The organism is Paraburkholderia sp. J10-1 (assembly GCF_905220165.1).
Classification (GTDB): Bacteria; Pseudomonadota; Gammaproteobacteria; order Burkholderiales; family Burkholderiaceae; genus Paraburkholderia.
The window spans coordinates 84,737-107,042 of sequence record NZ_CAJMYW010000015.1 but is presented as its reverse complement, the minus strand read 5'-3'; the positions used below and the strand labels follow the sequence as shown (position 1 = coordinate 107,042).

Below are 22,306 nucleotides of genomic sequence, written 5' to 3'. Positions count from 1 at the left end.
AGATCCGGATATCCCCAGCCAACCGCCCTACGTAGACTCGATCCCGAAGTTCAAACCACCGCATCCAGCCGATAACGGATCGATCTTCGGGACATCTACGATGGGCAGCACGCCGGAAAACGCCACCTCACAGCACGTCGTCGTCAATCTTTCGCATGCGAGTCTCGCAGCGCAATTCAGCGAGCAGATGGCCATTGCGGTCATCCCCATCGTCGCCGTGGTGGCGCTAGGCGCTTCCGCACAGCAAAGCGCCTCGCTGCAGGCCATCAATACGCTGCCGTTCCTGCTGCTCTCGCTGCCCGCCGGCCTCGTTGCCGATCGCAGCCGGCGCAAGCCGCTCATGATCGCAAGCGAACTGCTGCGCGCCGCCGCCCTTTTCGTGCTGTTCGCGTTGTTCCATGCGCGCGTGCTTTCGCTCTACACGCTCGGCACACTGGGCTTCGCCATCGCGACGGGCACCGTCGTGTTCAGCGTGAGCGCGCCCTCGCTCGTCGCAACCATGGTCGAAACGGGCGACCTGCTCACCGCCAACCGGCGGCTCGAGATCGCGCGCAGCATCGCCTATACGGCGGGGCCAGCCGTGGGCGGTATCTTTGCGGGCTGGGCGTCGGGCGTGTTCGCGTTTCTCGCGGCGTTCGCGCTGTCGCTCGCCAGCGCATGGTTTCTCGTGCGCCTGCCCACCGAGGCGCCGCGCCCGCGTTCGCGACGCGCGCTCACACACGAGTTATTCGACGGCGTGCGGTTCATCGCGCGCAGCACGCATCTGCGGCCGATCGTGGCGACGGCCTTCGTCTTCAATACGTCGTGGTATCTGTTGCTCGCCGTGTTCGCCTGGTACGCGATACACCGGCTCGCGTTCGCGCCATCGGCCGTGGGTGTTGCGCTTGGCGTGTACGGCTTCGGCATGGTGGGCGGCGCGTTTCTCTACAAGCTCATCGCAAAGCGTCTCGTCTTCGGAAGGCAAATTCTGCTCGGCCCGCTGAGCGCCGCGCTTGCCTCGCTGCTGATGGCAAGCACCGCGCTCACGCATTCGCGCGCCACCGTGTTTCTAGCTTTCTTTCTGTTTGGCTTCGGGCCGATCGTCTGGACCATCTCGACCACGGCGTTGCGCCAGGTCGTCACGCCGCGCGATCTGATCGCGCGCGTCTCGTCGGTCATCATGACGGCGACATTCGGCGCGCGCCCGCTTGGCGCCCTGCTCGGCGCGTTCCTGAGCACGCGGCTTGGCATGACCAGTTGCCTCGTGGGCGCGGCGTGCGGATTCGCCATGCAACTCGCGATCATCGCGTTCTCCGCGCCCGCGCGGCTGCGCTCGATCGAAGGTCTCGACGCAGCGCACGCAGACACGCGCGAAGCGAAGGCAATGACCTTCGCGACTGAGAACCATCAACAATAAGGCGGCCGAAGCCGCCCCTTATGCCTTACTCGTTCGAACCGTCGAAGTCCACCACTTCGACCCAGTTCGCGCCCTTGCCCACCGGGTACTTGCCAAGCTCGTGCAGCGCGCCGCTCTTCGCATCGATACGGTAAGCGCTCAGCGTGGGCGAGAGCTGGCCCACGGCAAAGAGGTATTGGCCCGAAGGATCGATATTGAAGCCGCGCGGCTGCTTTTCCGTGGCATACGTGCCAATGCGCGTGAGCTTGCCCGTTTCCTTGTTCACGCGATACGCGCCCAGCGTGCTCGACGTGCGCTCCGAGATATACAGGTGGCGGCCGTCGGGCGTGAGGTGCACGTCGGCGCCCCACGGCTTGTCGCCGGAAAAGTCGGCGGGCAGGATCGAGATCGTCTGGATCGGCTTGACCGTATTGTTCGCCGCGTTGAACGCGAGCACGTGCAGTTTGCCGTCGAGCTCATCGATCAGATAGACGAAACGCTGGTCCGGCGAAAACTGGAAGTGGCGCGGGCCGGAATCCTTGGGCAGCGAGTAGGCGGGCTGCGCGTCTTCGGTGAGCGCGCCCGTCGCGGCGTCGAACTTCAGGCGCAGCCATGCGTCTGCGCCGAGCACCGAGGCGAACGCATAACGGTTGTCCGGCGAGGTGCGAATGATGTGCGCCATCGGGCCCGTCTTCACGGTTTGCAGCACGTCGCCCGCCACGCCGTTTTCGGCGATGCGGTTCACCGCCAGCAGATTGCCGCCGTACGAAGCGGAAAGCAGATAACGGCCCGTGCCGTCGGTGGACACATAGGCCATGCTCTCCGCGAGCGGCGCGCGCCCGAGTTCGACGAGGCGGCCATCGAGCGGATTCACCGCGAAGCTCACCACGCGATACGGCTTCGAGCGCAGCGCCGCATACAGGCGATGATGATCGGGCGAGAACGCCATCGGCATGACCGTGCCGCCCACCGGCACGGTTTCGACCGAGGCCAGCGCGCCGCTTTGCGCGTCGAGCCGGAACACCGAAATGTCCTGGCTATCGGCGTTCGACACGTACACGTAGTTAGCCGCGTGCACGGCCACCGATGCCGCGAGCCCGAAAACAGCACCCACCACGCCGCGCAAGATTGCGTTCTTCTTCATCAACTCTTTTTCCGTTTGTTAGTTCTATTAATCAGCTTCGCACTCGCCTGCCTTCACGCAAGCGCGCCAACGCGAAACACCGAAACCGCTTCCTTCATCGATTGCGCCTGGTGCTCCAGCGCGCTCGCCGCGGCGGCCGCCTGCTCCACGAGCGCGGCGTTTTGCTGCGTGACCTGATCCATCTGGCTCACCGCCATGCCGACCTGCTGGATACCCGTGCTCTGCTCGGCGGTGGCCGTCGTGATCTCGGCCATGATGGTGGCGACGTTGCGCACCGAGTTCACGATCTCGTTCATCGTCTCGCCTGCCTGCGCGACGAGCGCGTTGCCATTGCGCACGTCTTCCATCGAGGCGCCGATCAGTTCCTTGATCTCGCGGGCGGCGCCCGCGCTGCGTTGCGCGAGCGTGCGCACCTCGCCCGCGACCACGGCGAAGCCGCGCCCCTGCTCGCCCGCGCGCGCCGATTCCACGGCGGCGTTGAGCGCGAGAATATTGGTCTGGAACGCGATGCTGTCGATCAAGCCGGTGATCTCGGCGATCTTCTGCGAGCTGGCGCTGATGTCCTGCATGGTCTGCACGGCGCGCCCCACCACGTCGCCGCCGCGCTGCGCAAGATCGGCCGCGCCCGTTGCGAGCGTGCTGGCCTCGGAGGCGTTCGAGGAGTTCTGCTTCACGGTGGAGGTGAGTTCCTCCATGCTCGCGGCCGTTTCTTCGAGCGAGGCGGATTGCTCTTCCGTGCGGCTCGACAGATCGAGGTTGCCCGCCGCGATTTCGCGCGCGGCCGTGTGGATTGCATCGCAACTGTCGCGCACGCCGGCCACGGTGCGCGAAAGCCCTGCCTGCATCCGGCGCATTGCCGCGAACAGCAGGCCAATTTCGTTGCGGCCCGCTTCGGGCACGCGCACCGTGAGATCGTTCGACGCGATGCGGTCGAGCACCGCCGCCGCTTCGGCGAGCGGGCGCGACACGATGCGCTGCAACGCGAAATGCGTCACGACGACGAGCGCCAGCGCGATCGCCACACCGACGCCCACGAGACTCACGATCCACGCGTAGCGCGCGTTGCCGTCTTCGAGCGTTGCCTCGGCGAGCGCGTTGGCGAGCTTCTGGAACTTCTCCACGTTCACGGAATAGGCCGCGCCCGCTGCGGTGATGTCGGTGTCGTTGACCGCCACATAGGCCGCTGTGTCGCCGTTGCGCAGCGCGTCGGTCGCGCGCGTGAGCGTGTTGGAAAGCTGTGCGGCGGAGTCGAGCAACTGACGTTTGAGGTCCGCGTCCATGCCGTCGAACGCCGGGGCGTTGGCGAAGGCCTGCGTTTCGCTCACCGAAAGCTCGAAGCTTTTGGCAGCACTGGTCAGCGCGGAGTCGCGCGTGGCCGTGTCGTTGCGTTCCTTGAGCGCGCTATAGCCGCGCACGAGCGCCGAGCGCGTGCGCGTGGTGTCTTTGTAGGCGTCGTTGACCAGAATGGTCTGGCGCGCGATTTCGTGCAGGCGCTGGGCGCTGGCGTTCGACTCCCGCAGCGAAAACACGCCCGCGAAGCCGCCGATCAGGATCATCACGCCAAAGATCACCAGCACTGCAAGGAGGCTGGCTCGTACCGTCGTGTTGCGCATGTTGCTTCAATCCCCGGTTTCCATGGTGTTCTTCTTTACGGCTCAAACGCCGGAGTCTTGAGGGTGTGCCCGCCATGTTGTCCAACAACTTTGGCATATCATCCCATCATCACGCGCTTATCCTGAAATTCGAGTTTACCCTGAGACCCACTGAAGAGGCACACAGTTCGGTTGCCTCGGCTTCCTGGGCAATGTACGATTGGCTCTGACAACCAGCCACGATGTCAAACAACTTGCTGACAACTGGCTGAACAGGCCGCGGAGCAGGTCCGCACCCGGAACGCGCTTGACGTAAGTTCAGCGCGTTCCTGCATAAGTAGATGCGGCGCGCATGAGGCGCGCCGTCAGGAGACAGCAGATTCAGGCCGCCGCCTCGCTCACGTTGCGCGGCCCGGGTCTCGCGCACGATAGAGGTCGATCCACATGTCGTTGAGCCGCACCGCCACGCAGTCCTATGTCGCCAGGCGCACCAGGGTGCGCTACCTGATCCTCTCGCTGATCTTCATCATCACCACGCTCAACTACGCTGACCGCGCCACGCTCTCGGTCACGGGTTCGGCCATGCGCGCCGAGTTCGGTCTCGACGCCATCCACATGGGCTACATCTTCTCGGCGTTCAGCTGGGCGTATGTGCTCGCGCAGGTGCCCGCGGGCTGGGTGCTCGACCGCTTCGGCGCGCGCCGCGTGTACGCGGGCAGCATCTTCCTGTGGTCGCTCTTCACGCTGCTGCAAAGCTCGATTGGCCTGCTCGGCAGCGCGAGCGCCGCCATCGCAGGCCTCTTCGCCCTGCGCTTCGCGATGGGCGCGGCCGAAGCGCCCGCCTTCCCCGCCAACGCGAAAGTGGTGGCGAGCTGGTTCCCGGCGAAGGAGCGCGGCACGGCCTCGGCCATCTTCAATTCGGCGCAGTATTTCGCGGCCGTGGTGTTCACGCCGCTCATGGCGTGGCTCACGCACGCGTACGGCTGGCATCACGTGTATATCGTGATGGGCGTGGGCGGCCTCGTGCTGGCCTTTGCGTGGATCAGGTTCATGAAGAACCCCGCCGATCATCCGGGCGTGAACCAGCAGGAACTCGAATACATCGAGGCGGGCGGCGGCATCGTGAACGGGCATCAACGCACGGCGCGCGCGGAACGCAAGGCACGCAAGGGCGCGAACTGGGCGGTCATCCGCCAGCTGTTGGGCAACCGCATGCTGCTGGGCATCTACCTCGCGCAGTATTGCATCAACGTGCTCACGTACTTTTTCCTCACGTGGTTCCCGATCTACCTCGTGCAGGCACGCCACATGACCATCCTGAAGGCGGGGCTCGTTGCTTCGCTGCCCGCCATCTGCGGGTTCCTCGGCGGCGTGCTGGGCGGTGTGGCGTCGGACGCTTTGATTCGCTCGGGCCGCTCGCTCACTGTGGCGCGCAAGGCGCCGATCGTCGGCGGCATGATGCTCTCGTGCTGTATCGTCGGCTGCAACTACGTGAACAGCGACTGGATCGTGGTCGCGCTCATGTCGCTCGCATTCTTCGGCAAGGGGCTGGGTGCGCTCGGCTGGGCCGTGATCGCCGATACCGCACCGCGCGAAGCCATCGGCCTCTCGGGCTCGATCTTCAACATGTTCGGCAATGTGGCCGGCATCGTCACGCCGATCGTGATCGGCTATGTGCTGGCCGAAACCGGTTCGTTCAACGGCGCGCTCGCCTTTGTCGGCGTGAACGCGCTCGTCACGGTGATCAGCTATCTCGTGATCGTGAAGGACATCAAGCGCGTGGAATTGAAGGCCGCCTGAAGCGGCGGCGCGTTATGGCTGCTCGTGGGCCCGCCGCGCCAGCGCGCGGGCTGCGACAATAGCGGCCGCGAAGCCGGAAGCCGCGCCCACCAGCAAGGCCCAGCGCGGCCCCCAGTGGTCGGCGATCCATCCCACGATCGGCGCGCCGATGGGCGTGCCACCGAGCGCCACGGCCAGGCGGATCGCCAGCACGCGGCCGCGCATGCCAGGTTCCGTGGAAAGCTGCATGAGGCTGTTGGTTTCGGTCGTGAACGTGAGCGCCGCGATGCCGATCATGACGAGCGCGCCGCCGAACCACCAGTACCCGGGCGCAACAGATGCCAGCACACAGCCCACCCCGAACGCCGCCGCCGCGAACAACAGCGAGACGAAACGCGGCTGGCTGCGGCCCGCGCCGAAGAACGCGCCGCTCATGGTGCCCACCGCCATCAGGGAAGAAAGGAGTCCGTAGCGTCCCGCGTCGGCGTGGAAGACGTTCACGGCCATCGTCGAGATGAAGATCGGAAAGTTCAGCCCGAAGGTGCCGATCAGGAACAGCATGACGAGGATCGCCCGCAGGTCGGGGCGCGCCCACACGTAGCGGAATCCCGCGGCAATCCCGCCCTTCGCGGGCTGCTTGCGCTTCGCTGAACGCAGTTCGTCCACGCGCAGACGTGTAAGCGAGATCAGCACGGCGACGAACGAAAGGCCGTTGAGCAGGAAGGCCCAGCCCACGCCCACCGATGCGATGACGAGCCCCGCCACCGCCGGCCCGATCATGCGCGCGGCGTTGAACGAGGTGGAATTGAGCGCGACGGCGTTGGAGAGATCGGCGTCGCCGACCAGTTCCGAGACGAAGGTTTGCCGCACCGGCGAATCGAATGCCGTTGTGCAGCCGAACAGGAACGCGAACACATAAACCTGCCAGAGCTGCACGAGCCCCGTGACCGTGAGCACGCCTAGTGCAATGGCCAAAGCGCCTAGCAACGCCTGCGTGAGCATCAGCAGCTTGCGCTGGTCGAAGTGGTCGGCGGCGAAGCCCGACCACAGCATGAACAGCATTTGCGGGCCGAACTGCAAGCCCATCACGATGCCCACCGCCGCCGCGCTGTGATGCGTGAGGCCGGTGAGCACGAGCCAGTCTTGCGCCGTGCGCTGCATCCACGTGCCGACGTTCGAGACGAGCGCACCCGCCGACCACACGCGATAGTTGTAACTCTTGAGCGAGCGAAAGAACCCCGAAGCAGGAGCGCCCATGCGAGCCCCTCGCCTTAGTCGGCCACGAGCCGCTTGAGCAGGTCGACTGCGGCGGCTAGCTGCTGTTGCTCGGCGCCGGAAAGGCGCGTGTCGATCCTGCGCGAGAGCCAGTCCTGACGCGCGGCCCGCCCTTGCTTGAGCCACTCGCGAAAGGCGTGGGTGAGCGACCAGAGCGTTTGGCGCCCGTCGTTGGGGTCCGGTGCGCCGCTGATATGCCCCGCCGCCTCGAGCGGCGCGATGAGCGTGCCCATCGACTGCGGGCGCATACCCTCCGCGCGCGCGAGGCTCGACACCGTGGCCGGCCCTTCGCGTTCGAGCCGCAGCAGCACGGCCATCTGCGACGGCGTGAATTCGCCGAGGATCGCCTGCTCGCGAAAACGGCGGCGCAGTTGCCCGACGAGGGCGCGCAGGTCGCCGGCAAGCGACGCGGCGAGGTCGGGAGGGGGAGTTTTGGCGCGATCGGTCATCCCCGCATTCTAGGAGATATGAAGGTAAACTGCAAAGATAACCTTCATATCTCCGAGTCGAGGCTGCAGCGAGGTTGGTTTGGGGGATGCCTGGCGGGGTGTATTGCTTTACGTCACCTGAGAAACGTTGACTCGACCTGTGTCGTCGGTTGCGTTCGGCCACGGGCAACTGAATTCATTCATTTCGCCGAGTTCGTGCTTCCGCTCGACGGTGACATGCGAGGAATCGCCGGATACATAGAGGTCTTTTCTGGCGATCGTTTTTCCGGCCATGCAACGAAGCCGTGCTCCGCATTGTCGAGTATCTGAACACGCTCATGCGCACCACCAACGCTGCTGGGCGCGCAACCGTTTTCAAGTTTTGCAGATCGTTGGGGCATATTTCCGGAAGTGGTTCATATCGTTATCCTTATTAATTAAATCACACAAAGGCATTCGTGCTGGGAGTTGCTCGCCAGGCACGGCAACGCACATGTTGTCGTCATTGCGACACCGCGCTGAGTTTGAATTGGCGGGAAATGTACAAATTCAGGCGGCATAGGTCAAGTTTCGATGCGTGTAATGCGAGTAAATACAGGGAGGAGACCGCATAGCCTTTCAAGGAGACACCCGCATGACGAAGTGCAATCCAACCTGGCGTGCCATTCGAAGCGCCGCCATCAGCACCTGCGCACTCGCCGCTGTATCCGTTGCACATGCCCAAAGTAGCGTCACACTGTACGGCATTGCCGACGCCCAGATTCTCTACACGAACAAGACTTTCAATCTCGCCACGGGTGCCAGTGAAGGTCATCAGTTTTCCCTTCAGAGCGGCGGCGAAAGCGCGACTCGCTTTGGCGTAAAAGGGACTGAAAATCTTGGTGGCGGGCTCGCAGCCATTTTCAACCTCGAAAGCGGCATCGATATTGCCAACGGTGGACTGGGTGACTCTAACGGCGAGTTCTTCGGCCGCCAGGCGTGGGTTGGCCTGGTCGGCGGCTTCGGCACAGTCACCGCCGGTCTTCAATACTCTCCGTTCCTGCTTTCGATCTTTGCGACCGATCCACGGGACTTCAAATATTTTGGCAGCGGACTCGTCAACTACGTTGACAACGTCGTCGTTACTGGCCTCTTCAACGCCAATTCAATCATGTACGCGTCACCCGAGATTGCGGGCGTCCAGGGCCGTGCCATGTACGCCTTTGGTGGCTCTCCTGGCGACTTCAAGGCAGGTCAGCAGTATTCCTTCGGGCTTTCCTGGCATGCTAGCGGCTTGCTGCTAAGCGCCGCGATGTATAACGGCAACTCAGGCGGGACCGCAGCCACCATACCGAACCCAAGTACCGTCGCTTTCGTCGGCCGGAACATCGGAGCAACTTATTACTTCGACCGCCTGTCTATCAAAGCCTCATACACGCTCTACAAAGTCTCTGGCTCCTTCGACAACCGAGTGATCGCCGGCGGCCTTGCGTATACGCTCACGCCCTCCCTCTCCATCGACGGGGGTGCCTGGTATACCCGCGACGGCAATGACTCAAGCAATCATTCAATCCTCGGCTCGCTCGGCGTTGACTACTCTCTCTCCAGGCGCACAACTCTTTATACGCAGGTCGCTTACGCTAACAATCACGGGCGCATGAATACAGGATTAGCAATCAACGGGGCGCTCTTTGGCGTAACAGGGTCACAGTTCGGCGCCGATGTTGGCATTCGACACCTGTTTTAGTTTTCGATTTCTCACGCTGCTGCGGCCTTACCCCGAGGCTTCCCAACTTGAGCCTGCCATGCCCTACGCGCGCCATGCGTCGGGCAGGCTTCGCCGTGGCGCCCGCTATTATCGCCAGTCTGCTGATGCGCCGACGTAACCGGCCAAACACGCTGGCCGCCGATGACCGGTGCGCGGCACTCTCATGCTGACGCGCCGTGCATCGATGCAGTGATTCCGCGAATCGCTGTAAAGCCGATACCGAACCGCATACGCTCTGGTATTCCTCGCGGCCAATCCTGCCATCGAGGATGACGGTCAATCCCGACGCGCGGGCCATGTCGATGATGTCCATTTTGATCTCCTGTTTAGGTGCCTTTCCTGTCATACCGCGGGCAGGCGTCGGTTATTCCCCATCCGTACAGGAAAACGACCATCACTTGTGCAGCAGCAGTCGATTCATCGAATCACGCCCACGTTATAAACAGGAATCCTTTTCGACCGGATTCTTCACATGCATGCCTTGACGGCCAGCCGACACGATCTTTGGCTGGCGTCCTCTTTGCCGGTCTTCCAGCACGAGGAAAAACTGGCGCGTAAAGTACAAATTTGGGCGGCGCCGGTCAAGTTCCGGCGGCGAAACTGCGATGGAATAGTCACCAGAGATTGCACATCGGCTTGTCTCGATGCCAATCCTGTTCCTCATCCCCACTGGAGACACTTTCCATGAACGCAGAAGTCGCACAAGCCCTCAATGATGTTTCCGCAATTGACACGGTGCATATCGGCGGACAATCCACGCCGTGGCTCCCCTTTGCTCCGATCAACGACAAGATTCACCTCAAGTATTTCCGGATCAACCCTGTCACGGGCGAAGTGGTCTTGCTTATGAAGGCGGCCAAAGGCGAAGGCGCGCATATCCACCGGCATACCGGCACGGTGATGGTCTACACGCTCAGCGGCCGCTGGAAATATGACCAGCACGACTGGATCGCAGAAGCCGGTGACTTTGTGTTCGAGCCCTCGGAGTCGTCGCACTCGTTCACGAACCTCTCCGACGACGACAACGGCATGGCGCTCGTCGTCTCGACCGGAGAACTCCACTTCCTGGATGAACAGGGCAATGTCACGCACGTCGAGACGTGGCGGACCGCTTTGAACCGCTACCAGGCCTATTGCAGGAGCCATGGGTTGCCTGAAGTTGACCTGATCGGCTGTCAGGGCAGCCGCTAAGCAGCACGCCTTCTCACGGAGGTTGCGCCTATGGCTCACCTCGCACCCTCCGCGCCGGCCGAATCCATTGAAGCCCTGACGCTGACCAGTGGACCGTATGTCGATACCGCGCTGGCTGCGGGGCCGCGCAGCGGAGAGTGCGTCCTGCTGCTCCATGACTGGCCGGAAATCGCCGATTGCTAGCGCGACATACTGGCCGCTCTCGGCGCTGCGGGATACCGGGCCGTCGCAGTGGACCCGCGCGGCCGCGCTGAAAACGCCAGGTCCACGACTATCGCGCTCTACACCGCGGCTCATCTCGAGTCGGACGCACTTGCGTTCACTGATCAAATCGGGGCGACACCGTTCCATCTGATCGCGCACGACTGGGGCCGCTCTCCTCTCTATACGTTACATCCATCACCTGTCATTCATGTCTTCTCACTCCCTGAACGATAGCCAGCCGATTGCTCGCGTCATGGTGGCCGGCACTGGCGTACTCGGCGCGCAGATCGCCTTTCAATGCGCTTTCTCCGGCGTCGATGTTGTTACCTACGATGTTGACACTGGCTGCCTCGAACGCGCGAACACGAGATTTGATCAGCTCGGACACATTTACGCTGCGGAGCTCGGCGCCACACGCGCACAAATCGAAGCCGCACGGGCTCGCATCGTGGGCAATATCAATCTTGGTTCTGCCGCGGCGCACGCCGATCTTGTCATCGAAGCCATCCCCGAAGATCTCGCGACCAAACAGTCGTTCTACCGCGCGCTGTCTGCCTGCGCGCCGGCCGCCACCATCTTCGCGACTAACTCGTCGACGCTCGTGCCGAGCCAGCTTGTCAGCGTCACGGACCGCCCCGAGCGCCTGCTGACGCTGCATTTCGCCCACGACGTATGGAAGCACAACATCGCGGAGATCATGGGCCACGCGGGCACCGACCCTGCCGTATTTGGGCGCGTGGTGCAGTTTTCCCGCCGTATTGGCATGGTGCCGTTGCCGCTGCGCAAGGAGCAACCGGGTTACCTGCTGAATACCATGCTTATTCCGATGCTATTGGCGGCACTCGGCCTGCTCGTCAACGATGTCGCCGACATACAGACGATCGACAAAGCGTGGATGGTTGCGAAAGGAGACTGCATCGGACCTTTCGGCATTCTCGACGGAATCGGCATGACGACCGTGTACAACGTCACCCGCGCGCTCGCTGAACGCACCGGCGATTCCACTCATCGTCGTATTGCGGAGTACGTGAAGACGCATTTCATCGAGACGGGCAATCTTGGTGAGTCAACGGGGCGCGGGTTCTATCGGTATCCTGATCCTGACTTTCTGGATCCCGCGTTCGTCTCAGCTTGAACTGCCAGCCAGGATCGCTATTCGTCGGCGCGTTCGCGGTCGGTCCCGCGGCACGTTGCGCGCAGCTGTCGGGGCGTCATGCCCCGCAGCCGCTTGAATGCACGGCTAAAGGCACTCTGCTGGGAATAACCCAGCATTTCGGATATCTCCGCAAGTGGCAGGCTGGATTGCTGCACATACTTGACCGCGAGGTCTTCACGAACTTCGTCCCGAATTTCATCGAAGCTCGTCCCGGCTTCCGAGAGGCGGCGTTGCAGAGTCCGCGGGGAAATTGCAAGCGCTCGTGCAATCGCATTCAGCGAACTGTCCGTGAACGGCAAAAGTGCCCGAATCACCGCTTGCGTGCGCACAACCCAGAGCGCCTCGATTTGCGCCCTTTCTCGCCGCAAATGTGCTTCGAGCACGCGATGTGCGTTACGCCGAAACTGCGTAATCGGGCGCGTCATCGTGTCATGGTCCAAAACAATCGCGTTTCTATCCTGGTCGAATCTCAGGGATGGTCCAAACGTACGCAAGTGCATCGAGCAGTCCGCCGGCGCAGCATGACGAAACTGCACGACTTCCGGCTTCCAGTCTGTGCCACAAATCGTCCGCAAATACCGCACACCGTTGGCAAGCCCCAATTCGATTGCCTGCACCTCTCCAGACCCAGCCGCATTCTCAATGTCGTAAGTCAATACCATTCCTTGTTCATCGCGAACTGCCCTTACCGATGACATTGACGTATGGAGCACATAAAACTCGGCAAGCGCTTCCATGGCCTCGCCAACGGTACGCATGCCCTGCATCATGACGAGTATCGGCCCCAGGACCGCCAGGCCCTGGTACTCGGAGAGCCTCAGTCCGAAGTCCCGGCATTGTGTGATTTCAGCAGCGAGCGAAAGGAAGCGCAGTACCTGTGCGCCTCGAATTGGCACATCAGTGGAACGCAGCGCAAGCTCCGGCAAATCCGCTCGAGTCACCACCAACTCGGGTCGGACGCCGAGCGCTTCGAGTAGAGCGGCAGCGCCCGTCAACACGACACTTGGTAGGTAGCCTTGCATTCTATGTACAGGTAGTCACTTGCGACGGGGCACTGTGGGAAGAGGTTCATATGCGGGTCGCGAAGACCGGCTTTGATTTTGGTATTTTCCCTCAAACGCACCACGCGCGGAACATGCCTGGCAGTAGCCCGCAGCCGTGGTCACAAAACGCCAGCGCCCCGGCATTAACGGGGCGCTGGCGCAGTGCTTGTGGAAACGTTCATCCGGGCAAGCGGTGTCGCGTATCAATTGTCTGGCGCGATGGGTCGTTGCAGCGCCGGATCACCTTGAAACTCGCGAAGCACCGTGACGGTTGGCTCAAGAGCCGAAGAAGATAGTGCAAAAGCTGACCGGTCCGACGCAGGTCGACGGATCGGACGGCGTCTTTTCTTTTTTGATGTGGCCCGCGTCGCTCGTGCCTGTCATGGCGGCACCCATGCCGCTGTTGCTGTTCTGCTGCTGGGGCTCGGCGGCTTGCCGTTCAGCGTCCTGGGCGGCAGCCTTCGCCTGCGCCGCCTGGATGTCGTCCGGATAGTTCGCGTCGTCGCCAGCCGACGGATTGTATCCGGCCTGTTCGAGCCTGATGAGATCGGCGCGCACCTGCGCTCGGGTGAGCGGCACGGACGCGGACTGCGCAAAAGTCACGGTGGAGCTGACGAGCGCGCAAAGCGCCAAAGCCAGCAGGGCGAGCTTTTTCATGGTCAGAACTCCTTCCCAAAGCGTGCAGAAACTGGCAGGTCCGACGCAGGTCGACCGTTAGCCTGCGCGTCGATTGCAACGCCAGATTCAGAAAAAATTATCAGGGAAACATTCATGGTTCGCTTATTCAATTTGGACTCCGATTTAAATAAGGTGAAGTGACCAATCCAATGGCCCAGAACGTCAGACACTGTGGCGTCCGTTTCTCCGCTCACTTTCAGATGAGAGGACTGAAACGCTGCAGTCGTCATCGGGCTTGCCCACGCCAAGGTATACCGGGAACAGGTACCGCTTATTCCCACAGCTGACACAGGTGCGAGAGAAAAATTTATTGGCGAGTGCGTCGCCTTCGTTCGCCCAAACGCGGTACGTCGTTGGAATAAACCAGCCCGCTCTCCGGTATTGCTGTTGGACGCCAGCTTTGCCCAGGTGCGGAATAAAAGTTGTGCGCCGACGGTTAAACCTCTCGACGGGCGCGGATGCGTCACAGCGACAATTCGGGTCCGGAATGAACGATCTGACTCCTCTCAGGCGCTTTGAAACCCTGGTAATACCTCACATGAATTCCGCGTACAGCGTCGCAAGGTGGCTGACCCACAACGACCAGGATGCACAGGATGTCGTTCAGGAAGCGTACATCAAGGCATTCCGGTTTATTGGCAGCTTTCAGGGTACGGATGCGCGCGCCTGGCTGCTGACCATCGTCCGCAATTCGTTCTACACGTGGTATCAGCACAACAAGAGCCGGGCCTTCGAATCGCAGGTATTCGAGGAGGCCGCGTATGAATCGGAGCCAGACGACGAAGGTATCGAAAGTCCAGAGGTTCTGGTCATGCGCGATCAGGACCGCAAGCAGGTCATCAAGGCGCTGAGCATGCTGAGCCTCGAACATCGGGAGATCATCGTGCTGCGGGAGATCGAGGAAATGACCTACAAGGAGATTGCGGGCATTGTCGGCATTCCAATGGGCACGGTCATGTCCCGTCTTGGACGGGGGCGTCAACAGCTTGCCGCGGTCCTTGCAGGAATGGGCCAGGAGGCATGATGGATCACGGGAAAGCGTTCGAACTGCTACCGGGTTACATCGACAACGAGCTCACCCTTGGTGAAACGGTAGAGTTCGAGCATCATCTTTCCGGCTGTGCCGTGTGTCACTGTGTGCTGGCTTCGCAGCGGCGGGTAAGTACGTTATTGAAAACGTCCAAGCTCCAGTTCACCGCGCCGGCCGAACTGCGAGCGCGCATCAAGAAGGAACTGAATCCGCGCGAGTCCCTTTTCCAGCGTCTTGTGGATTGGCTGCCTTCGTGGAAAGAAGGCGGCAGGTCTGGCCGGGCCGCAACTGGTGTAATGATCATCAGCGCAGCGGCATTCATGGGAAGCGGGATGCTTTATCTGGCTGCCCCCTCCTCCGACGTCCGGCTTAGTCAGGAGTTTGTCGACAACCATGTGCGCTCGCTACAACTGAATCACCTTATCGATGTCATTTCCACGGATCGACATACGGTCAAGCCATGGTTCGAAGGGAAGATCGATTTTGCGCCACCCGTACTGAATCTGGCGCAGGATGGCTATCCTCTTGTTGGCGGGCGTCTCGATTATCTCGACGGCCGCACTGTGGCGGTCATGGTCTACCGCTACAAGCTTCATGCAATCAATCTCTACGTGTGGCCCGGCCACGACGCGGGAGACAGTGCGAAGGTTCATGAGCAGCAGGGCTACCATATCGCTCACTGGACCGATGGACGGATGAACTATTGGGCCATTACGGACGCCGGAAAGAACGAACTGTACGGATTCGTCAAAAGCCTGAGGGCGCAAGCTGGTTCGTGAACGGAACCCCCGAGACCGTGAGCATCGATGAAGCGGTGCGAAAAAGACGGCATAAGCGTCGCGCTGCTCACTGAGGGCCTGACTGGCGGCTCGAACAACTGATTGAACGCCTGATTGAATCCGCCAGCAGCCCCTGTACAACACCCCATCTCTCGCAATCAAGGCGTGCTTTCAACCTCGACCGCCTTGTGACCGGCCATTGACGCGGTCACCTGCGCTTGCCGTTTTGCCTCAACGCGTTGCTCCGCAGCCTGGATGTCGCCCGGGTAATACGGATTGTTACCCACAGGTTGGTGATAGCCGACCGACGCCAGCTCATTCAGTTCATGCCTCACTTCCGCGCGCGTAATCTGATGCACGTCTGGGTTCAATGCGGCTTGCGCAAACGTACCGGACGACAGTACTAGTAGCGCTGCGCTCACGAGCGGCGGGCGCAACAATTTCAGGATCTCACGGCGATCCGACCGGCTTGATTTCATGTCGACACTCCTTGGTCAATGAGCGTTGAAGCCCCGCCGTCTGCGAGTTCTGGCGGGAGAACGCTCTACATGACTAGACCGTCGTACAACCCTTCTTATTCCATGAGCGCGAGTGCCGGCCCGAGTGCGGCACCCGGCCCCGATGCGCGTGCACACGATTGTCGATATGCTGAAGGCCTGTTTGGCCGAAGCGCGGGGCATAGACAGATAGTGAATATCGGAAGTTTCGCGTTGGCACGTACAGTGCAATCGTCTATCTTGAACGGGCGCGCAGCCCATCAAACGGTGAGTGCGAAGTGTCCAAAAAGCCCTCCAGTGAGTTGTCCCCTCATGCTTCGGTCAGCGGCTTCGTGGAAGTGCGCGGTGCTCGCGAGCATAACCTCAAGGATGTGGACGTCTCCATTCCGCGCGACGCGCTCGTCGTGTTCTCGGGCGTCTCCGGCTCAGGCAAGTCCTCACTTGCCTTCGGCACCCTCTATGCCGAGGCGCAGCGGCGCTACTTCGAGTCGGTCGCACCGTATGCGCGGCGCCTGATCGACCAGGTGGGCGTACCTGACGTAGATGCCATTGACGGCCTGCCGCCCGCGGTGGCGCTGCAGCAGCAACGCGGCGCCAGCAATGCACGCTCGTCCGTAGGCAGCGTGACTACCCTGTCCAGTCTCGTGCGAATGATGTATTCGCGCGCTGGCGCCTACCCGGCGAACCAGCCGATGCTGTATGCCGAAGACTTCTCGCCTAACACGCCGCAGGGCGCGTGCGCGACCTGTCATGGCCTGGGCCGTGTGTATGAGGTGACCGAAGCCACCATGGTGCCGGACCCATCGTTGAGCATCCGCGAGCGGGCCATCGCCTCCTGGCCGCCCGCCTGGCATGGGCAGAACCTGCGCGACATTCTGGTGACCCTGGGCTATGACGTCGACCGGCCCTGGAAGGACCTGCCGAGGAAAGACCGCGACTGGATCCTGTTCACCGAGGAAACACCCACGGTGCCGGTGTATGCGGGCCTCACACCCGCGCAAACCCGCGCAGCGCTCAAGCGCAAGCAGGAGCCGAGCTACATGGGGACCTTCACCGGCGCGCGGCGTTATGTGCTGCATACCTTCGCCAACACGCAAAGCGCGCTGATGAGAAAGCGCGTGTCGCGCTTCATGGAAGGGATGTTATGCCCCGCTTGCCACGGCAAGCGGCTCAAACCCGAGGCACTGTCGGTGACCTTTGCTGGTGTGGACATTGGCGAACTCACGCAAATGCCGCTGGACCGGTTGGCCAGCCTGCTCGAACCCATAGCCCATGGCGATTTCCACGCTCATTGCGCCGGAGCAGGCACCGACAAGGAAGCGACCCAGCGCGACCGCGCCGAACGCGCCACAGCGGGCCGCGCCACGCATGCGATCACTCCGGACGTGCGCCGCACTTCCGCATTGTCGGAGGAGAAGCGCATGGCTGCCCAGCGCCTCGCCGAAGGCATGGTTGCGCGATTGCATCAGTTGCGCGGGCTGGGCCTCGGTTATCTGACGCTGGATCGCGCTACGCCAACGCTTTCAGCGGGTGAGCTTCAGCGGCTTCGGCTGGCCACGCAATTGAGCTCGATGCTATTCGGCGTCGTGTACGTACTCGACGAGCCCTCGGCGGGCTTGCACCCTTCGGACAGCCATGCCCTCTATGACGCACTCGACAAGCTGCGTGATGCGGGCAATTCGGTGTTCGTGGTCGAGCACGACCTCGATCTGATGCGCCGCGCGCAATGGCTGGTAGACGTGGGACCGGATGCCGGGGAGCGTGGCGGCCGCGTGCTCTACAGCGGCGCGCCCGAAGGCCTGCGCGCGATTGCTGAGTCCCGCACCGCACGCTATCTGTTCGACGAGATTCCCGCGCTACCCAGCCGCAAACGCGCCCCCAGTGGATGGCTCGAGCTGCATGGGATTCAACGCCACAATCTGCACGGCGTGGACGCACGCATTCCGTTAGGTGTGTTGACTGCGGTCACGGGTATCTCGGGCTCCGGCAAATCCAGCCTCTTCGCACAAGCACTGCCCGAACTGGTGCTCCTGCGTCTGGGCCACGAACCCGAGGACGATTCGGCCGAAGCCACGAGCGAGGGTCCAACAGTCATCGAAACCACTGGCGGCCACCTGGCCGGTGATGTGGATGCCGTGCAGCGCGTGGTGCAGGTGGACCAGAAACCCATCGGCCGAACGCCACGCTCGAACCTGGCCACTTATACCGGCCTGTTCGATCACGTGCGCAAGCTATTTGCCGCTACGCCGGACGCACGCCGCCGCCGCTTCGACGCGGGCCGGTTTTCATTCAACGTGCCCAAGGGGCGCTGCGAAACCTGCGAGGGAGAAGGCTTCGTGAGCGTGGAGCTGCTGTTCATGCCGAGCGTGTATGCGCCCTGCCCGACTTGCCACGGCGCACGCTACAACGAAGCCACACTGAAGGTCCGCTGGAACGAGCGCAACATCGCCGAGGTGCTCCAGATGAGCGTGGACGAAGCCCGCGACTTTTTCGCCCACGAGGACGTGGTAGCGCGCCCGCTGCAATTGCTGCGAGAGATCGGGCTGGGATACCTGCGCCTGGGACAGCCGGCCACCGAGCTCTCCGGGGGCGAAGCGCAGCGCATCAAGCTGGCCACGGAGCTGCAGCGCAGCCAGCGCGGCCGCAACCTGTACGTGCTCGACGAGCCGACTACGGGGCTGCATGCGGCGGACGCCGATAGATTGCTGGTGCAGTTGCAGCGTCTGGTCGACGCGGGCAATACGGTCGTCATGATCGAGCATGACATGCGTGCCGTGACACAAGCCGATTGGGTGATCGATGTGGGACCGGGCGCGGGCGATGCGGGTGGCCGCGTGGTGGCGACCGGCACGCCGCAACAGGTGGCGCGAGCGTCCGGCAGCCGAAGCGCACATTTTATTGCGCAGGAGCTGGCGCGTGCCACACCGACCGCACCGCACCGGCATCGCTAACCAATAAGCTCGCCATATCGCAAACGCCGCTCCCTCCGAACAACCCTTTCAAATACCTTTAATCGCAAGCCTGTTTGAACAATCGCAAACCGTTAGAACCCCTGTGCGGTTCCTGTCGAATGCGCGACCAGCAGCACGACGCCCAAAATGCAAGCGCCGATCAACGCGGCCAGCCCAACGGCCACGAACGGGAGCCAGCTGAAGTTGATATTGGCCAGATCGGCTTCGTGCGACGCGCTCTTGCGCACGCCAAAGAAGCTCCACAGGACCATGCGCACCATGCGTACGAGTTCCATCACGCTCTCCATCGGGTTCGATTCGATGGGTCTATGTTCGGACTTCACGGGCGGCGAAAAAAGGAGCAGTTGCGAACAATCTGAGCGATGCAGAATCGTCCCGCCGGATAAAGAAAACGCCCCGGTACTCGCGCACCGGGGCGAAAGGCTTGCCACGCTACAGGCAAAAAGAGCCGCAAGCTCTGCGGGTTTAGGTGATGATCCAGGCACTCGCGCAGTAATCCCGGCGCATCCCGGGAGAACAGACCCGGACTGCGATGCGCGCTGGCCGCAATGATCCGCGCTTCGGGGAAGGCCGTATAGAAGCAGCCGACGCATAATTGAGCGCAGCAGATCGGAATCCCCTTCCTGCACGCCAAAAGAAACGTACGAATCGACCCATGACCGCACTGGAACAGCCTGAACGCATGACACGCTATGAACGCCTCGCGCAGAGCATGGCCGCCGAGATTCGCTCGGGCAACCTGAAGCCGGGCTCTCGCATGCCGTCGCTGCGGCAGATCATCGCGCAGCACGGCGTGAGCCAGTCCACGGCGGCGCGCGCTTACTACGTGCTCGAACAGTGGGGCCTCGTGCGCGCCGAAGAGCGTTCGGGCTATTACGTCGCGCCACCTTCGAAGGCCAGCCACGCGGACTCGCGCGCAACGGCAGGCGAAACCGCCACCGTCGATATCAGCGAACTCGTGTTTTCGGTGCTCGACGCCGCGAAGCGCCCCGGCATCGTGCCGCTCGGCTCCGCGTTCCCTTCCCCGCTGCTCTTTCCGCTGTCGCGGCTGGCGAAATCGCTTGGCCAGGCCGCGCGCAGCGTGAGTCCGTGGAGCACGGTGGTCGATCTGCCGCCGGGCAACGAGAACCTGCGGCGGCAAATCGCGTTGCGCTATATGCGGGTTGGCATCTCGCAGCCGGCCGAGGACATCATCATCACGAACGGCGCGCTGGAAGCGCTCAATCTTTGCCTGATGGCCGTCACGCAGCCCGGCGATATCGTCGCGGTCGAGTCGCCGGGCTTTTACGCCGCGCTGCAGGCGATCGAGCGTCTTGGCCTGCGCGCGGTCGAAATTCCCGTCGATACGGCCACGGGGCTCGACCTCGACGCGCTCGCGCAAGCGCTGGAGAAGCACCCCATCCGCGCCTGCTGGTTCATGACGAATTTCCAGAACCCCACGGGCGTCACGTTGTCGGCGGCGAAGAAAGAAGCGCTAGTCGAGCTGCTCGCGAAACACGAAGTCCCGCTCATCGAAGACGATGTGTACGGCGAACTGCACTACGCGCCGAACTATCCGCCGCCGGCCATCGCGTTCGACCGGCGCGGCCTCGTCATGCATTGCAGCTCGTTTTCGAAGAACCTCGCGCCCGGCTATCGCGTGGGCTGGGCGAGCGCCGGGCGCTTCGCCGAGCGCGTGCAGCGCCTCAAGCTCATGACGACGATCTCGGCGAGTATTCCGGCACAGGCCGGCATTGCAGATTATCTCGAGCACGGCGGCTACGAGCGTCATCTGAAGAAGATCCGGCTAGCCATGCAAACGCAGCGCGACGCGATGATCGAGGCGATCCGCCGTTGGCTGCCCGAAGGCACGCAGTACACGCGACCCGAGGGCGGCTATTTCCTGTGGCTGACCTTCCGCGAGCGCATCGACGCCATGGCGCTCCATCGTCTCGCGGTCGAACGCGGCATCAGCGTTGCGCCTGGCCCGCTCTTTTCCGCGTCGCATGGCTTCGAAAACTGCATCCGGCTCAATTACGGTCATCCGTGGTCGCAGCGCATCGACGAAGCGATTCGCACGCTCGGCGAACTGCTCGTTCATCCCGATGTGTGCGCTCGATTGTGATCGCGCGACGCCACACGTTGCGGCGAGGGTTGTGAAGCGGTCTCGGGCGTAGAGGAAGATGCAGCCATTTCGTTCTGCTTGATGATCTTTTCGATCTCGCCGTTGGCTTGCGCATCGTACTGTGCAAACACATCGGTGCGATAGCGCGTATTGTGCGCCGCGCCGAGCTGCGAGCCGGCATCGTCGCGCGTATCGGTATCCACCGTCATCGAGAGGCCAATGCGCAACGGCCGCGCCGCGAGTTCGTGCGGATCGAGTGCGATGCGCACCGGCAGGCGCTGGACGATCTTGATCCAGTTGCCCGTAGCGTTCTGCGCCGGCAGCGTCGCGAATGCGCTTCCCGTCCCCGCCGAGAACCCCTCGATACGGCCGTGATACTTCACGCCCGAGCCATAGACATCCGCAGTGAGCGTTACCGGCTGGCCAATGCGCATGTGCTTGAGCTGCACTTCCTTGAAGTTCGCGTCCACCCACACGCCGTCGAGCGGCACGATCGCCATGAGCGGCGTGCCGGGCGACACGCGCTCGCCAACCTGCACCTGACGCTGCGCCACATAGCCCGTGACCGGCGCCGGCAAGGTGTCGCGCGCGTACGCGAGCCACGCGGCGCGCACTTTCGAGGCGGCCGCCTGCACGTCCGGATGCTGTTCGACCGACGTGCGATCGGTCAGCGCATGGTTCGCCGCGCCTTGCTGGCGTGCTGCGTCGAGCGCGGCTTGCGCGGCCTGCACGGCGTCGCGGGCGTGGGCGACATCCTCGGCGGAAACGGCGCCCGAGTCCGCGACGGCCACGCGCCGGCGCAGATCGTCATTGGCGCGCGCCAGGTCCGACTCGCGTTGCGCCACGTTGGCCGCATAGAAGTCGTTGTTGACGTACAGGCCGCTCACACGGCGCACGGTCTGGCCGAGCGACGCTTCGGCATCGGCCAGCGCGATTCTTGCGTCCGCCGGATCCAGCGTCACGACTGGGTCGCCCTCCTTCACGATCTGCGTGTCGTCGGCATTGACGGCCACCACCGTGCCCGTGACCTGCGGCGTGAGCTGCACGAGATTGCCGTTCACATAGGCGTCGTCGGTCGACTCGTGAAAGCGGCCTTCCGTGAAGTAGTACGCCCCATACGCCGCGCCCGCAATCAGGGTGACGGCGCCGAGCAGCGCGATCAGGCGCTTGCGGCGGCCGGGGGGCGTGGGCGCTTTGTCCTCGTGCGCCGGGGCCGCTTGCGCGCCGCCTTTCTTCTCGTCGCGTTGATCCACCGCCTCGCGGTCGGTCGTGATCGTTTCGCTCATTTCAGTTCTCCTGACGGGTTTGCAAA

Annotated in this window: 21 protein-coding genes; 11 read left to right on the top strand and 10 right to left on the bottom strand. The window is 62.6% G+C overall.

The features are described from left to right. Positions 1-100 precede the first annotated feature (100 nt). A complete protein-coding gene (locus U5A65_RS32515) occupies positions 101-1,396 on the top strand; it encodes an MFS transporter (RefSeq protein WP_321948916.1) in 1,296 nt (431 codons plus the stop codon). Positions 1,397-1,421: 25 nt separating this feature from the next. On the opposite strand, the gene U5A65_RS32510 is transcribed toward U5A65_RS32515, so the two are convergent. Both U5A65_RS32510 and U5A65_RS32505 read right to left on the bottom strand, forming a co-directional pair. Continuing rightward, positions 1,422-2,519 carry a lactonase family protein gene (locus U5A65_RS32510; protein ID WP_321948915.1) on the bottom strand — a complete coding sequence of 366 codons (1,098 nt, stop codon included), beginning with the start codon at positions 2,517-2,519 and terminating at the stop codon, positions 1,422-1,424. Between the two features lie 53 nt (positions 2,520-2,572). Further along, on the bottom strand, positions 2,573-4,132 hold the full coding sequence (locus tag U5A65_RS32505; protein WP_321914991.1) for a methyl-accepting chemotaxis protein: 1,560 nt from the start codon (positions 4,130-4,132) through the stop codon (positions 2,573-2,575). A 423-nt stretch (positions 4,133-4,555) separates the two neighbouring features. Between U5A65_RS32505 and U5A65_RS32500 the strand changes: the two genes are divergently transcribed. Beyond that, a complete protein-coding gene (locus U5A65_RS32500) occupies positions 4,556-5,911 on the top strand; it encodes an MFS transporter (RefSeq protein WP_321914992.1) in 1,356 nt (451 codons plus the stop codon). A 12-nt stretch (positions 5,912-5,923) separates the two neighbouring features. On the opposite strand, the gene U5A65_RS32495 is transcribed toward U5A65_RS32500, so the two are convergent. The 3 genes from U5A65_RS32495 to U5A65_RS32485 all read right to left on the bottom strand — a co-directional run bounded on the left by U5A65_RS32495 (position 5,924) and on the right by U5A65_RS32485 (position 7,887). Further along, the gene (locus tag U5A65_RS32495) at positions 5,924-7,147 is read right to left on the bottom strand and encodes an MFS transporter (protein ID WP_321948914.1); all 1,224 of its coding nucleotides are present in this window, start codon (positions 7,145-7,147) and stop codon (positions 5,924-5,926) included. A gap of 14 nt (positions 7,148-7,161) precedes the next feature. After that, positions 7,162-7,614, bottom strand: a complete 453-nt coding sequence (locus U5A65_RS32490) for a MarR family winged helix-turn-helix transcriptional regulator (RefSeq protein ID WP_321948913.1) — start codon at positions 7,612-7,614, stop codon at positions 7,162-7,164. Positions 7,615-7,722: 108 nt separating this feature from the next. After that, a complete protein-coding gene (locus tag U5A65_RS32485; protein ID WP_321948912.1) occupies positions 7,723-7,887 on the bottom strand; it encodes a hypothetical protein in 165 nt (54 codons plus the stop codon). Positions 7,888-8,257: 370 nt separating this feature from the next. On the opposite strand from U5A65_RS32485, the gene U5A65_RS32480 reads away from it, so the two are divergent. From U5A65_RS32480 to U5A65_RS32465, 5 genes are all read left to right on the top strand, one after another. After that, positions 8,258-9,319 (top strand): porin, encoded by a 1,062-nt coding sequence (locus U5A65_RS32480; RefSeq protein ID WP_415766029.1) that lies wholly within the window; start codon positions 8,258-8,260, stop codon positions 9,317-9,319. Positions 9,320-10,024: 705 nt separating this feature from the next. After that, complete coding sequence (locus tag U5A65_RS32475) at positions 10,025-10,531, top strand: 2,4'-dihydroxyacetophenone dioxygenase family protein (protein ID WP_321914998.1); 507 nt, start codon at positions 10,025-10,027, stop codon at positions 10,529-10,531. Positions 10,532-10,561: 30 nt separating this feature from the next. Next, entirely contained in the window at positions 10,562-10,714 is a 153-nt protein-coding gene (locus tag U5A65_RS32470) for a hypothetical protein (RefSeq protein ID WP_321948910.1), read from the top strand. 6 nt (positions 10,715-10,720) lie between these two features. Further along, positions 10,721-10,969: an alpha/beta fold hydrolase gene (locus U5A65_RS41010; protein ID WP_415766027.1), complete on the top strand. Its 249-nt coding sequence runs from the start codon at positions 10,721-10,723 to the stop codon at positions 10,967-10,969. Then, complete coding sequence (locus U5A65_RS32465) at positions 10,944-11,870, top strand: 3-hydroxyacyl-CoA dehydrogenase (RefSeq protein WP_321948909.1); 927 nt, start codon at positions 10,944-10,946, stop codon at positions 11,868-11,870. Before U5A65_RS41010 ends, U5A65_RS32465 begins: the two co-directional genes overlap by 26 nt. Before the next feature lie 17 nt (positions 11,871-11,887). Here the strand turns inward: U5A65_RS32465 and U5A65_RS32460 are convergent, their stop codons facing one another. Together U5A65_RS32460 and U5A65_RS32455 are read right to left on the bottom strand one after the other, a co-directional pair. Next, on the bottom strand, positions 11,888-12,913 hold the full coding sequence (locus U5A65_RS32460) for an AraC family transcriptional regulator (RefSeq protein ID WP_321948908.1): 1,026 nt from the start codon (positions 12,911-12,913) through the stop codon (positions 11,888-11,890). Positions 12,914-13,210: 297 nt separating this feature from the next. Next, positions 13,211-13,591: a DUF4148 domain-containing protein gene (locus U5A65_RS32455; protein WP_321915003.1), complete on the bottom strand. Its 381-nt coding sequence runs from the start codon at positions 13,589-13,591 to the stop codon at positions 13,211-13,213. A gap of 508 nt (positions 13,592-14,099) precedes the next feature. On the opposite strand from U5A65_RS32455, the gene U5A65_RS32450 reads away from it, so the two are divergent. Both U5A65_RS32450 and U5A65_RS32445 read left to right on the top strand, forming a co-directional pair. Next, positions 14,100-14,636 (top strand): sigma-70 family RNA polymerase sigma factor, encoded by a 537-nt coding sequence (locus tag U5A65_RS32450; protein WP_321915004.1) that lies wholly within the window; start codon positions 14,100-14,102, stop codon positions 14,634-14,636. Then, the gene (locus U5A65_RS32445; protein ID WP_321948907.1) at positions 14,633-15,421 is read left to right on the top strand and encodes an anti-sigma factor; all 789 of its coding nucleotides are present in this window, start codon (positions 14,633-14,635) and stop codon (positions 15,419-15,421) included. Before U5A65_RS32450 ends, U5A65_RS32445 begins: the two co-directional genes overlap by 4 nt. A 158-nt stretch (positions 15,422-15,579) precedes the next feature. Here the strand turns inward: U5A65_RS32445 and U5A65_RS32440 are convergent, their stop codons facing one another. After that, complete coding sequence (locus U5A65_RS32440; protein WP_321948906.1) at positions 15,580-15,900, bottom strand: DUF4148 domain-containing protein; 321 nt, start codon at positions 15,898-15,900, stop codon at positions 15,580-15,582. Between the two features lie 296 nt (positions 15,901-16,196). Between U5A65_RS32440 and U5A65_RS32435 the strand changes: the two genes are divergently transcribed. Then, positions 16,197-18,869 carry an excinuclease ABC subunit UvrA gene (locus U5A65_RS32435; protein WP_321948905.1) on the top strand — a complete coding sequence of 891 codons (2,673 nt, stop codon included), beginning with the start codon at positions 16,197-16,199 and terminating at the stop codon, positions 18,867-18,869. 92 nt (positions 18,870-18,961) lie between these two features. On the opposite strand, the gene U5A65_RS32430 is transcribed toward U5A65_RS32435, so the two are convergent. Continuing rightward, entirely contained in the window at positions 18,962-19,165 is a 204-nt protein-coding gene (locus tag U5A65_RS32430) for a DUF2970 domain-containing protein (protein WP_110382942.1), read from the bottom strand. A 407-nt stretch (positions 19,166-19,572) separates the two neighbouring features. On the opposite strand from U5A65_RS32430, the gene U5A65_RS32425 reads away from it, so the two are divergent. Further along, positions 19,573-20,994 (top strand): PLP-dependent aminotransferase family protein, encoded by a 1,422-nt coding sequence (locus U5A65_RS32425; RefSeq protein ID WP_321948940.1) that lies wholly within the window; start codon positions 19,573-19,575, stop codon positions 20,992-20,994. Here U5A65_RS32425 and U5A65_RS32420 read toward each other — a convergent pair. Next, positions 20,967-22,280: an HlyD family efflux transporter periplasmic adaptor subunit gene (locus tag U5A65_RS32420; protein ID WP_321915008.1), complete on the bottom strand. Its 1,314-nt coding sequence runs from the start codon at positions 22,278-22,280 to the stop codon at positions 20,967-20,969. The genes U5A65_RS32425 and U5A65_RS32420 overlap by 28 nt on opposite strands. Positions 22,281-22,306: the final 26 nt, after the last annotated feature.